The sequence below is a fragment of the Chryseobacterium gallinarum genome (assembly GCF_001021975.1).
GTDB lineage: Bacteria > Bacteroidota > Bacteroidia > Flavobacteriales > Weeksellaceae > Chryseobacterium > Chryseobacterium gallinarum.
In genome coordinates, this window is the sequence record NZ_CP009928.1 from 3,216,694 (window position 1) to 3,229,339 (window position 12,646).

General features: G+C 38.1%; 10 protein-coding genes. 5 read left to right on the forward strand and 5 right to left on the reverse strand.

What is annotated here, in order from left to right; translation table 11 throughout:
• Positions 1-23: 23 nt before the first annotated feature.
• A complete protein-coding gene (locus OK18_RS14365; RefSeq protein ID WP_053328419.1) occupies positions 24-1,157 on the reverse strand; it encodes an MFS transporter in 1,134 nt (377 codons plus the stop codon).
• Between the two features lie 78 nt (positions 1,158-1,235).
• On the opposite strand from OK18_RS14365, the gene OK18_RS14370 reads away from it, so the two are divergent.
• Positions 1,236-2,018 carry an AraC family transcriptional regulator gene (locus OK18_RS14370; RefSeq protein WP_053328420.1) on the forward strand — a complete coding sequence of 261 codons (783 nt, stop codon included), beginning with the start codon at positions 1,236-1,238 and terminating at the stop codon, positions 2,016-2,018.
• Positions 2,019-2,191: 173 nt separating this feature from the next.
• On the opposite strand, the gene rplS is transcribed toward OK18_RS14370, so the two are convergent.
• Positions 2,192-2,548: a 50S ribosomal protein L19 gene (gene rplS, locus OK18_RS14375; RefSeq protein WP_050022617.1), complete on the reverse strand. Its 357-nt coding sequence runs from the start codon at positions 2,546-2,548 to the stop codon at positions 2,192-2,194.
• 292 nt (positions 2,549-2,840) lie between these two features.
• Here rplS and OK18_RS14380 point away from each other — a divergent pair, with 292 nt between their 5' ends.
• Complete coding sequence (locus tag OK18_RS14380) at positions 2,841-5,588, forward strand: fibronectin type III domain-containing protein (RefSeq protein WP_053328421.1); 2,748 nt, start codon at positions 2,841-2,843, stop codon at positions 5,586-5,588.
• Between the two features lie 183 nt (positions 5,589-5,771).
• Here the strand turns inward: OK18_RS14380 and OK18_RS14385 are convergent, their stop codons facing one another.
• Positions 5,772-7,304, reverse strand: a complete 1,533-nt coding sequence (locus OK18_RS14385) for a toxin-antitoxin system YwqK family antitoxin (protein WP_053328422.1) — start codon at positions 7,302-7,304, stop codon at positions 5,772-5,774.
• Positions 7,305-7,649: 345 nt separating this feature from the next.
• Here OK18_RS14385 and OK18_RS14390 point away from each other — a divergent pair, with 345 nt between their 5' ends.
• Complete coding sequence (locus OK18_RS14390; protein ID WP_050022620.1) at positions 7,650-8,351, forward strand: CoA transferase subunit A; 702 nt, start codon at positions 7,650-7,652, stop codon at positions 8,349-8,351.
• A 57-nt stretch (positions 8,352-8,408) separates the two neighbouring features.
• On the opposite strand, the gene OK18_RS14395 is transcribed toward OK18_RS14390, so the two are convergent.
• The gene (locus OK18_RS14395; protein WP_050022621.1) at positions 8,409-10,211 is read right to left on the reverse strand and encodes an ABC transporter ATP-binding protein; all 1,803 of its coding nucleotides are present in this window, start codon (positions 10,209-10,211) and stop codon (positions 8,409-8,411) included.
• A 122-nt stretch (positions 10,212-10,333) separates the two neighbouring features.
• Here OK18_RS14395 and OK18_RS14400 point away from each other — a divergent pair, with 122 nt between their 5' ends.
• Together OK18_RS14400 and OK18_RS14405 are read left to right on the forward strand one after the other, a co-directional pair.
• Positions 10,334-10,987, forward strand: coding sequence for a CoA transferase subunit B (locus OK18_RS14400; protein WP_050022622.1), 654 nt, complete (start codon positions 10,334-10,336; stop codon positions 10,985-10,987).
• 279 nt (positions 10,988-11,266) lie between these two features.
• Positions 11,267-11,650 carry a hypothetical protein gene (locus OK18_RS14405; RefSeq protein ID WP_128572546.1) on the forward strand — a complete coding sequence of 128 codons (384 nt, stop codon included), beginning with the start codon at positions 11,267-11,269 and terminating at the stop codon, positions 11,648-11,650.
• A 71-nt stretch (positions 11,651-11,721) separates the two neighbouring features.
• Here OK18_RS14405 and OK18_RS14410 read toward each other — a convergent pair whose 3' ends face one another.
• Positions 11,722-12,534: a DUF4197 domain-containing protein gene (locus OK18_RS14410; RefSeq protein WP_053328424.1), complete on the reverse strand. Its 813-nt coding sequence runs from the start codon at positions 12,532-12,534 to the stop codon at positions 11,722-11,724.
• Positions 12,535-12,646: the final 112 nt, after the last annotated feature.

Genomic DNA, 12,646 nt, shown 5'->3' on the forward strand with positions numbered 1-12,646 from the left:
GCAAATGATTATTCCAAATGCACTCATTCTCTAAACATCAATATGGTAAGAACTCCAATTCCTGAGAAGATCAGGCAGGAAATTCCCAGATTTTGAATAAATCCTATACTGATCAATCCTGATCCTATCATTGTATAATAAATGAGCCCCAGTAAAGCTCCTGCACTTCCCGTTTCCTTTTTATATTGTATGAGTGCGGTACTTAAAATATTAGGAATAGCAATACTGAAAGCCATCACAATAAAGAAATAAGGAATTATAAAAAAGATCCCTTTTCCTGTTAAAACCCAGACAAAAATGGAAGCAGTAAAAGCTCCCAGCGTACTCATTTTTACCAGAGATGATGACGGGACGTTTTTTAATAGAAGATACCTGTTAAGCTGTGCTCCTGCAAATGTACCTGCTGCCAACACAAAACTACTATACCCGAACGCGTAGGATGAGTATTGCTGTTCTTTAAAAATAAAAGGTGCCAGTGAATAATAGGAAAAGAGTAAAACATTAAAAACCATGATCAATAAACAGGATCTGATGATTGTATGATCCCTGAGCATCCGTTTTAACAAACCGGCCAGTGTTTTCATACTGATCTCTTTCTGAGTATAATGGGTTTCTGAAATCCTTTTTCCGGACAGGATATAAAATAAAACAGCCAAGAGAAACAGACTTATAAATACACCCTGATATCCTGTGACAGCAGCCAGTACAGAACCCGTAAGCATACCGATAACCGGGCTGATGGATAACCCGATTCCTATCCATGAAAATACCTTGCTGATGCTTCCTTTATCATAGGTATCCCGCAAAATGGTTTGGGTTACAATAGATCCTACGGAAATTCCAAATGCAGAAACTACCCTCGCAGCAAGAAGAATAGTGAAGTCAGGTGCAAGTATAGCAGTAATGCTGCCGGTCCCGTAAGTAAGAAGTCCGTACTGAAGGGCTTTTTTTCTTCCGATCCGGTCGCATTGTATTCCCCAGAAAGCTACTCCTGCTGCAAATGCTATGAAGTATAGGCTTATCGTAAGCGTTGCAGATCCTTCATTCACCTGGAAAACTTTTTGTATCATGGGTAAAACAGGACTGTAAATGGTTTCTGCAAACTGAGGAAGCATTACCAGTAAGGTCATAAGCCAAAGCGGATTGTTTTTTTTCATTCTTTTTTCTTGCAAAGTTTCTAAAATTTCGATGTATATTTATAATGATATAAAAACAAAAAACATCAAAAATAGGACATGGCTTTACTTCATCAAAATGAAGAATTTGATGCAGATGCATATAAGGAAAAAGTTATAGGAATAGCCTCAGATATGGTGATGCATGATTCAGGATCCCATTTTCATACCACGAAGGCACAGCTGTTGTATGCTCCATCAGGTTGTATGACGGTTACCACTTCCGGGCGGCAGTTTGTTTTACCACCGTTCAGGATGCTGTGGATTCCTCCAAACGAAGTTCACCGGGTGAATTTCAGGAATATTGTATCCTATAGGTCCATTTATTTCGATGCTGATTATGCTGTAGAATATATGGGTTCGTATCTTAAAGTGTTGCATGTAAATGCTTTACTTAAGGAAATTATTGAAAGGGTATGTTTCTGGGAATGGCTTCCTCCTGACAGCGCCCAGGAGAACCTTTTGAGCGTTTTCTGGGATGAAATCAGCAGGGCTCCTGAAGAAAAGCTGGAATTGAAAATGCCTGAAGACAGACGTGTTAAAAAGTTGGTAGAAGAATGGACGCAACGTTTGTCCGTACCACCGATGCTGAAAACCCTGGCGAAGGATACTGGAACTGGTGAAAAAACAATCACCCGGCTATTTAAGAAAGAAACCGGCTTATCTTATCAGGAATGGCGGCAGCAGTGGCGCCTTCAGAGGTCTATTGAACTTCTGGTAGAAGGAAATTCAATAGGAGAGGTGTCCTATATTTTAAATTTTTCTTCCGATAGTGCTTTTATTGATTTTTTTAAAAAACATACCGGGTCAACGCCTTTGCAGTATCTCATGAAAAATGCATAATAACTGTGTTCTTCCAGCTCTCCGGATTCACAGATATTGGCAACCTCAAAACGCAATCTATTTTTAAAACTTAATGCCATTACAACATCCATTACTACTCTTGCAGCAGCCTATAAGAAAAGAGGCTGTCTACATATGTAAACAGCCTCTTTTTGCATTTATTGTTGTCTGAATTATTTCTTCTTGTAAGCAGCGTCCTTAATTCTCGCTTTTTTACCTCTAAGGTCTCTGAAGTAGTAGATTCTAGCTCTTCTAACTCTACCTTTTCTGTCAACTTCGATTTTTTGAAGCGCAGGCATGTTGATAGGGAATACTCTTTCTACACCTACATCACCACTCATTTTTCTGATGGTGAAAGTTTTTGTAGAACCAGTACCTCTTAATTGGATAACTGTTCCTTTGAAGAACTGAGTTCTTGTCTTTTGTCCTTCTTTAATTTCGTAATACACAGTAATTGTATCACCTGCTTTGAATTCAGGGAATTCTTTTTTCGCAATGTACTTGTCTTGTACGTACTTTAATAAATCCATTATTAATAAAATAAAATGTTAAAGCTAAGCAACTTACACGTTTTTCGTCAGAGGTTGAATAACAGGTTGCAAATGTACAAAATTGTTTTTGAATATACCAAATAATTAATGTGCTAAAAACTATAATTTTTTCATTTTGATTTTGCTAAAAAATTAACAGTTTCTTTAAGATTCCATCAGACTGAGTTTATATGAGACATCTACTTTTACCCGATGTGAAAAATCGAGATGTGGATTTTAAGTTATTGATTTACAGATTAAAAAATATATGTTATTTTAAAATTAAGCTATTATGAAACATTATTTCTTCTTTTTTTGTTTCGCAGTCCAGATGGCATTCGGCCAGGTTTTGTTTCCGTATTTGCAAAATCCGACTCCGAATTCCATGATCGTTAACTGGAAGACCGCTTCCAACAATGAAACGACTGTGATCTATGGTGATTCCCCATCGAATCTGAATGTAACTGTAACCGGTACAACAAACATTTTTTCTGATACCGGATATAATAATAACTATTATTACCACACAGCAAAGATTACAAACCTGCAACCTAATACCAAGTATTATTACAAAATAAAAACCGGTACGGAGGAATCAGCAGTGTATAATTTCAGAACCCTTCCTCTACCGGGACAGCCGGTAACGGCTAATGGGAAAATCCGTTTCCTGATCATGGGGGATAATCAAATCAAAGCAGAACCGAGATACGACAGCCTTACACTGAATGCTTTTAAAAAGCTGAAAGAAAAATTTGGTGCCAATGCCGATCCCTCGGATAATATTGCCCTTACATTTATGGTAGGGGATCAGGTGGACGTGGGTACACTGGATCATTACGAAAATGTCCACTTTAAAAAGAACATTAAACTATCTCCCTATCTTCCGATTCAGACAACGGTAGGAAATCACGAAACCTACGGAAGTCTGGGAATGAATTCCTATTATGCCCACTTTTATATTGATGAGATCAAATATAAAAATATCACTTCCGGAAATGAAAATTATTATGCCCAGCAGGCAGGTAATGTATTATTTATAAGCCTGAGCTCCGAACATACAGGTTCAGCCCAGCAAACCTGGCTTCAGCAGATCTTAAACGAAGCCAACAATGATCCTACGGTAGACTGGATTATCTCTTTAAGCCACAGACCTTACCAGGCCGAACAATATGTAGGGGATATTTCTACATGGGTAAGGAATAATGCCGTTCCTCTTTTAGTAACCTCAGATAAATACCTGATGCATGTAGGAGCTCATCACCATTTGTACCACAGAGGACAGCTGAAAAATACCCCTAATTATCAGATTATTTCAGGAGGTACTGCCTGGGATCAGTATTGGGGAATGTCTAATGAGCAGGATTTTGATGATGTTCAGAAAACACTGACAGACTGGACGTACCAGATTGTTGAAGTAGATGTTCCCACAGGAAAAGTGGATATAGAATGCTACTCAATCGGTGGAAAATATACCAAGAAAAACAATGAACTGATCGACTCTTTTCACCGGTATAAAAACCAGCCAAAGCCAGCCAAACCATCGATTATTAATACTTTTTCCGGGCCAATCACATTGCCTCTGATGTTGAATGGAAGTGCTTTTTCATCTTCCAATGGAGAACTTTTAAATACCACCCAGTTTCTTATCAGTAAAGCCCCGGATTTTTCAGTTATCGAAAAAGAATTGTACCGTGATTATGAGAACTGGTTCGGAAAAGACGGAAACGGAAACCCGGATGTCACCAAGAATTTAAATGCAGGAGTAGATATTACAAAAGCGGTTTTGCCCAATAATTCTATTCCCAATGGGACTTATTATGCAAAAGTTCGCTACAGGGACAGAAATCTGGAGTGGAGCGAATGGAGTGATGTGAAGCAGTTTGAAGTGACGGGAAGTGTGGTTTCAAATCCTACATTTACTTTAGATAAAACTGAATATACTCAAAATGAACCGATAACGGCAACTTTCACCGGAGGCCCAGGGAATCAGCAGGATTGGGTAGGGATCTATAAAAAAGGCCAGACTCCGGGTACTGCAACAACTTCCCAGGGATATATTTATACCAACGGCCAGACAGCAGGTACGGTAACATTTAACAATGGGCTGGCTGCCAAAGGACAGTATTTTGCAGGATTCTTTGCCAACAACGGATATACGGAAATTACTCCAAGAAAAAACTTTTATGTAGGACCAAAAGTTCAGTTACAGGCTACAGCAGATACCTATCCTGTAGGAGGAACGGTTACCATCAACTTTACCAACGGCCCTAATCTTCAAAAAGACTGGATTGGAATCTATAAAATGGGACAAACCCCGGGAACCACTGCATCTATAAAGTGGAGCTATGTAACAACTCCATCCGGAACGCTTAATTTTACGGGACTTCCAAAAGGATATTATTATGCCCAGTATTTGCTGGAGGATGGTTACAACGGGATAGGGGATAAAGTATTTTTTAAAGTGGGAGATATTGTCACCGAGTTATGGATCAATAAACCTGTTTATACATTAGGTGAAAATATCACTGCGTCTTGGACGGATTCCCCGGGAATTATCAAAGACTGGCTGGGAATCTATCCTCAGAATATTCAGACTCCTGATGATAACTTTGTTTCTTATACTTATTTTGATGGTGTTACCCAGGGAACCAAAACGATCACAGGAAATGTAAACGGCGTACCCACCACACCAGGGAATTATTATATGGTCATGTTTACCAATGACTCTTACACGGAGGTTTCAAACAGGGTCCAGTTTCAGGTAACTTCATCGAGCTTAGGTACGGATGAAACAAACAGTACTGAAAAAAATGTAATTCTTTATCCTAATCCAACAAAGCCTGGAGAGCCTAGATTCATTAAAAGTGACTATCCGATTGAGAAAATTGAATTGGTATCAGCAGCAGGAGAACTACTTTATGTATCCAGGAATATCAATAACCAGCGTTTCTCTTTAGTGAATGAAAATCTTCCCAAAGGAGTATACTTTGTAAAGGTACATGGTAGAAAATTATTTACATTGAAACTGATTATTCAATAAACGACAGGAAATAAATTATAAAGGGTGTTTCAACATTTTGAAACACCCTTTTTTTCTTTGAAATAGCCTTGTCATTATCTACAGGAGCGAAGCATTTGCACAGCATAAGAATTTTCTTATTTGTCATAAAAAAACAGCTTCAAAAAAATGAAACTGTTTCCTATCGTAAAAATAATTTGGTGATTATTCAAAGTCATAATATAGCTGATCTTCCTGGATAGCAGTCTGATTCTCACCAGCAAAAGAATCTTCCACAGCATCTGCCAGGACTTTAGAATCTTGGATAAGTTTTCCCTCGGCATTATAGACTTTTAACAAAATCCATTTTCCGCTGCGTTCCAGTTCCTTGCTTCCGTTTTCGGTTTTTAATCTGATTTTACCGCTTTGAAGAACACTCGCTTTTACTACAGCTTTATTCCCCGGTTTACCTTTCACATATTGTACAATCTGTCCGGTAAAAGTATAAGGATCTGCATCCTCACTGATAGGTTGGGTAAAAGTATAGGCAATTGCTCCTTTAGGGTCGTAGACTGTTACTTCATAAGCATCTTGTTTAATGTTAAGCTTTTTTTCAGACTTAAGCTTTTTGTTTTCAGAATAGTTTCTGAGACTGACTGCCGCTCCATCCTTATACTGAATTTCGTCCAGCCCTTCATAAGAGATTCCGTTATAAGGCATGTCATCCTTATAGGTGACCGTTGATTTTAAAGCTCCTTCCGGGCTGTAATATTTAATCTCCTGGGTAATTTCATCTTTTAATGTCTTCTCTGAAACCAGTATTCCGTTATCATCATAAAGCTTATTCAATATAAGCGAACCATTCTTATAGACATTTACTGATGAAATGTGGGAGTAGTCATAGCTTAGTTCATAGTCTTCACCATCCATAACCTTGTGCAGGTCACTCTCTTTGTCGTATTGATAAATAAGGTGGCCTATTTTTTTGCCGGACTCATCATAAGTGGTTTTGTATCCGTCTTTTTTATTCTTTTTTTCCTCCTGTAAAATCTTCCCGTTCTTGGAATATATAATACCCTCTTTTACGGTACCGTCACTTTTATATTTCTCAATTTTAGAAACTCTCATAGGATTATAATAGTAATCTACCAGCAGGGTTTCACCGGAGCCGGAAGATGTACTTCCTATAAATTTCCCTTTTTCACCATAATATTTAGTCTCATAATTGGTGTCTTTACCCAGAATGGTTTCATACCTGATGCCCTTGATGTCTTCATCATAGACAATGGTTTTGGAAGGTAAAGAGTTCTCATAGGTTGTAATGCTGTTGTAATAGTATTCATTTTCCGGATCTTTATAACTCAGCATTTTTCCGCTGAAAGTGCCGTCAGCTTTATAAGTTATTTCTTCTATCAGTCTCCCTGCTGCATCGTAGGATTGGGAAGTTCCTACCTGCTTGCCATTAGAATAGGTGGCATAATTCATTATTTTACCTTCCGGGGTGTACCAGGTGACTTTACCCTCAAAAACTTCACTGCCGGGAGTGGTATCAGAAGCCAGACCTTCCATTTGAAGAGTTCCGTCCTTATAAAAATCTTTAATAAGCGTAAGTTTTCCTTTGGCTGTAGTTTCCCGGTAATATTCCATCTGGTCTTGAGTGGTTTTTTCCCAGTTTTCATCGAAATAAGTCTTTTCCTGCCCATATGCATTGATGCTGAGCACCAAGGCAAGGAATGCAGATGTAAATAATTTTTTCATGCTTTATTTAAATTTATATACCATAAGCCCGAAAGTCAACATAAAAATAGCAGTCTCAATTGCTTAGAAATAATTTTACATTGAAATTGTGCTTAAACCAATATATCCAAAGACTATAAAAACAGGTTGTATTTCAGAATTTGGAGCCCCAAATATAAATCAAATTGACGAGAAGTATACAAAAAAATGAACAGACTTGTTCATTTTTTTTATAATGGTTTGAGTGTAATGGATTTAAATATTGAAAAACAACTGCCCAAAAAGCAATATAGTCATGATTATTTCCAATCATCACAGATAACAGAAAATTTATTAATTTTAGCCAACAGAAAAATCTAATATTTCATGATAGATAAAAGAGTAAAAAATGCGAAGGAAGCCATCGAAGGCATTAAAGATGGAATGACATTGATGCTTGGCGGGTTTGGACTTTGCGGTATTCCTGAAAATTCAATTAATGCTTTGGTAGAAAGCAACGTGAAAGATCTGACTTGCATTTCAAATAATGCGGGAGTGGATGATTTCGGCTTAGGATTGCTGCTTCATAAAAGACAAATTAAAAAAATGATTTCGTCATATGTGGGAGAAAATGCAGAATTTGAAAGACAAATGCTTTCAGGTGAACTGGAGGTGGAACTTACACCCCAGGGGACTTTAGCCGAAAAATGCAGAGCCGCACAGGCCGGGATTCCTGCTTTCTATACACCGGCAGGGTATGGAACTGAAGTTGCTGAAGGAAAAGAAGTGAAAGAGTTTAAAGGAAAACCTCATATTCTGGAACATGCTTTTGATGCTGATTTTTCTATCGTAAAAGCCTGGAAAGGAGATTATGCCGGAAACCTTATCTTTAAAGGATCTGCCAGGAATTTTAATCATCCTATGGCAGGAGCAGGGAAAATTACCATTGCCGAAGTAGAAGAGCTGGTAGAACCAGGAGAACTGGATCCTAACGAAATTCACATTCCGGGAATTATGGTCCAGAGAATTTTCCAGGGGGAAAAATTTGAAAAAAGAATTGAGCAGAGAACGGTTAGGCCTAAAGAATAAGGTCCCGACAAACTCACAATAAACAAAAAAGCGCTGAAAATCAATCCAGCGCTTTTTTTATGTTTGCGGGGTAAGCGTTTTCCTTTCCCCGATCTGTTGTCGCCACATAGCGTAGTATAATCCCTTCTCTGAAATCAGGTCATTATGGGAACCTGTTTCTATGACCTGTCCGCGTTCCAGAACATAAATCTTATCAGCATGCATAATGGTACTTAAACGGTGGGCAATAAGAACCGTAATCTGTTCTCTTTCTTTTGAAATGTCTTTTATGGTTGTGGTTATTTCCTCTTCAGTGATACTGTCCAATGCAGAAGTCGCTTCGTCAAAAATCAATAGATGAGGTTTTCTTAACAGTGCCCTTGCAATGGCAATTCTTTGCTTTTCCCCGCCACTCAGCTTCAGGCCGCCCTCACCGATAACAGTATCGATTCCTTTTTCAGCTCTTTCAAGGAGCGCAGTACAGCTGGATTTCTGTAAAGCAAGAGCCAGTTCCGCTTCTGTAGCCTTCGGATTTACAAAAAGAAGATTCTCTTTAATGGTCCCTGCAAACAGCTGTGTATCCTGGGTAACAAAACCAATTTGATTCCTCAGTTCATCAAAATCAAATTCTTTTCCATTCACTTTATTGTAAAAAATATTACCTTCCTGAGGCCTGTAAAGCCCTACCAGTAACTTTACCAGTGTGCTTTTCCCTGATCCGCTGGGACCTACAAAAGCTATTGTTTCTCCATTTTTAACATCAAAAGAAATATTGTTCAGCGCTTTATATTGAGCTGATTGGTGCTTAAAAGAGACATGTTTGAATTCCAATTCCTCAATACCTCCGATTTGTTTAGGGTGAGCAGGCTTTTCTTCTACCTTTTTTCGCATTAAATTATCAAAATTATTAAGAGATGCCTGAGCTTCACGGTAAGAAATAATAATATTCCCGATTTCCTGCATAGGCCCGAAAATGAAAAATCCGTAAAACATTAAAGACAGGTACTGCCCGGGAGTAACAATATTTTTAAAGATTAATAATAACAAGGTAAGGGTAATCATCTGTTGAAGAAAATTAACCATTGTTCCCTGGATAAAACTTAAAGAACGGATACTTTTAACCTTTCTCAACTCAAGACCAAGGATTTTGTAAGTATTGTTATTTAAACGGATAACCTCCTGCCTGGTTAATCCCAGACTTTTTACAATCTCGATATTTCTTAAACTCTCTGTAGTACTTCCGGCTAAGGCAGTGGTTTCTGTAACAATATTTTTCTGAATAACTTTTATCCTTTTGCTCAGTAAATTGGTGATAAAGGCAATCAGGAAAACACCGCAAATATATACAGGCATGATCGACCAATGCAAGCGGATCGCATACACGGAAACGAAAATAATACTCACCAGGATTCCGAAGAAAATATTGATGAAATTGGTGATGAATTTTACGGAATCTTCCCTTACTTTTGTTAAAATGGAGAGGGTTTCACCACTTCTCTGATCCTCAAATTCCTGATAGGGAAGGGCCATCGAATGTTGCAAACCGTCTGTAAAGATTTTTGCTCCGAACTTTTGGGTAATAACACTTACCACATAGTCCTGGAAAGCTTTGGCAATCCTGCTGACCATGGCTGTTCCTATGAGCAATCCCAGAAAATAGAAAGCCCCATGGTAAACCCCGTTCCCATATAAATAGTCATGCAGATTCCTGGCTAAGAGTTTCTCTTTGTCAAAAAAATGAGGACGAGTAACCAGCTGATCCAGAATATTCCCTGTAATGGCCGGCGCAAATAAAGAAAAAACCTGATTAATAGTAGCCAGCAGTAAAGAAATAACAATCAGCCACTGGTAAGGTTTAAGATATCTGAAAAGTATTTTCATTCTATTTAAAATAAAGAAACAAAATTACGATATTATTTTAACTAACAGTGTTAATTATTGATCCCAACAAATATCTTTGTATTCAGCCGAAAAATAATTAAATTGCAGTCTAAGTTTTTATTATGCTTACAAAAGAACAAATTGCCAAAAGAATTTCAAAAGAACTGAAAGATCGTTATTATGTAAACCTGGGAATAGGCATTCCTACCCTGGTTGCCAACTATGTTCCGGAAGGTATTTCCGTAGAATTCCAGAGTGAAAACGGGGTACTGGGAATGGGGCCTTTTCCTTTCGAAGGAGAAGAAGATGCGGATATCATCAATGCAGGAAAACAAACTATTACTATTTTAGATGGAGGCTCATTCTTTGATTCTGCTTTCAGTTTCGGGATGATCCGTGGCCAGAAAGTAGACCTTACCATCCTTGGAGCAATGGAAGTTTCGGAAAACGGAGATATCGCCAACTGGAAAATTCCGGGCAAAATGGTAAAAGGAATGGGAGGTGCTATGGACCTGGTGGCTTCTGCTGAAAATATTATCGTGGCGATGATGCACGTGAACAAAGCAGGAGAAAGTAAAATTCTGAAAAAATGTACCCTTCCTTTAACAGGAGTAAATTGTGTGAAAAAAGTCGTTACGGAATTAGCTGTATTAGATGTTACTCCTGCAGGGTTTAAACTGGTAGAAAGAGCTCCCGGAGTCTCTGTGGAAGATATCGTCAAAGCAACAGAAGCAGATCTGATCATTGAAGGAGAGATTCCTGAAATGCAGTTTTAAACGGTTCTAAAAATTTACATTATATACTAAGAGCAGTAAGGATTTATTCTTTACTGCTTTTCTTTTGAAGGTCTGCTAATGTACCTTTGGCAGGAAAGCCATCTGTTTGCAGAGAAGCCCTTATGGTATATTGCAGACACTTGTTAAGTCAAAAGAGACAAATATGAGGTTGTTTCCTACACTTACTAAATACCACTTTGTTTGATATCAGTTAAAGATCAATTTTACAATAACAAAAACGTGATTCAAAACACAAAAAATAACCTAAATACAAACATTATGAAACATCTGGTAATTATTCTGGGGCTTGTCTTCTCAACAGGTTATGCTTTACCTGTAAGCAGCGAAAATAACAAGAATTCCCATACAAATGAAAAGACTAAGGCTGTAATGCCGGCTAAAAAAATGCTGATAAATACTTATTATGTTGTAAACCGGAGAACGGGCGTGCTACCCCGCAATGCGGCTGAAGCAGAGCAAATAGCAGATGTTTCCGCTCCTTATGGGAATGTTGCCTACCTGTCAAATAGTGCCTGCAGATCCTGGTGGCTAAATAAAGCTGTGGTGCCGGGACCCAACTCTGTTCCCTGGTCTTACTACTATTCATCAGGTGGAATAGTAAATGTTACTGGTAATTATTTTCTTCTCGCCTGTCCTCTTTAACAAACAAGCCTTGTCGTCGACAAGGCTTTTGTATGTGAATTTTACGGTCATACTAATCTGATTGCTAATCTTTATTTACTGTCCTGGGCACCGAAAACTTTCTGCAGGATACTTGTCGTTCTCATAGCAGGTGTATTTCTGATTCCGCTTTCTTTGTCGGCTACCATTTTGAAAACTCCGTTGATGGTTTCTGTGGTCACGTATTCGTTAAGATCTGTGGTCACAGACTGTCCGGTAAACGTATTGTATTTAGAAATCAGGTTTTTCCAAAGGGTATCAGCACCTACTTTTCCCAGGGAAGCTTTTACCTTTGGCTGAAAAGCTGTAAATAACTGGCTTTGTGTTTTACTTTGTAAATAATGGGTTGCGGCATTATTACTGCCCAGTAAAATATTTTTGGCATCCGTAATAGTCATCGAAGTAATGGCATTGGTGAAGATAGGAGCAGCTTCAGTTACAGCATCTTCAGCCGCCCTGTTCAGCAATTTTACCCCTTCGTCAGCAAGGCTTCCCATTCCGATGGAACGCAGGGTAGCATCAATTTTTCTTAATTTTTCAGGCATTAAAATTTTTACCGCTTCATTTTTGAAAAAACCGTCCGTAACAGCTAATTTTTTTACTCCATCCGTAACCCCGATATTCAGGGCTTCCTTTAACCCTGATGAAATCTGTGAAGAGGTAAGATTTCCCAGGTTGGCAGATGACGTGTTTACATTGCCGGAAGGGGATGTTGTAGCGGGTGTAGCTGTACCTTTTGTTTTTACGGGAGCATTAAGATCTACTCCGGTTTTATCTTTTACTGTAGATTTTATCATATCTAAAAGCTGTGCCTGTGTAGATACAGAAAATAATAATCCGGCTGCTAATAAAATGTTTTTTCTCATTTGTATTTTAAAAATTAATTGTTTTTTTGACTGGCTTACACTTATCAAAAACCAAACCATAAAATAAAATAATACACATATTGCCTGAATCTAAATTAAAAAAATTAACACT

Coding starts and splice junctions, on each gene's coding strand:
- OK18_RS14365 (WP_053328419.1), bottom strand. CDS start 1,157: ATGAAAAAAAACAATCCGCTTTGGCTTATGACCTTACTGGTAATGCTT.
- OK18_RS14370 (WP_053328420.1), top strand. CDS start 1,236: ATGGCTTTACTTCATCAAAATGAAGAATTTGATGCAGATGCATATAAG.
- rplS (WP_050022617.1), bottom strand. CDS start 2,548: ATGGATTTATTAAAGTACGTACAAGACAAGTACATTGCGAAAAAAGAA.
- OK18_RS14380 (WP_053328421.1), top strand. CDS start 2,841: ATGAAACATTATTTCTTCTTTTTTTGTTTCGCAGTCCAGATGGCATTC.
- OK18_RS14385 (WP_053328422.1), bottom strand. CDS start 7,304: ATGAAAAAATTATTTACATCTGCATTCCTTGCCTTGGTGCTCAGCATC.
- OK18_RS14390 (WP_050022620.1), top strand. CDS start 7,650: ATGATAGATAAAAGAGTAAAAAATGCGAAGGAAGCCATCGAAGGCATT.
- OK18_RS14395 (WP_050022621.1), bottom strand. CDS start 10,211: ATGAAAATACTTTTCAGATATCTTAAACCTTACCAGTGGCTGATTGTT.
- OK18_RS14400 (WP_050022622.1), top strand. CDS start 10,334: ATGCTTACAAAAGAACAAATTGCCAAAAGAATTTCAAAAGAACTGAAA.
- OK18_RS14405 (WP_128572546.1), top strand. CDS start 11,267: ATGAAACATCTGGTAATTATTCTGGGGCTTGTCTTCTCAACAGGTTAT.
- OK18_RS14410 (WP_053328424.1), bottom strand. CDS start 12,534: ATGAGAAAAAACATTTTATTAGCAGCCGGATTATTATTTTCTGTATCT.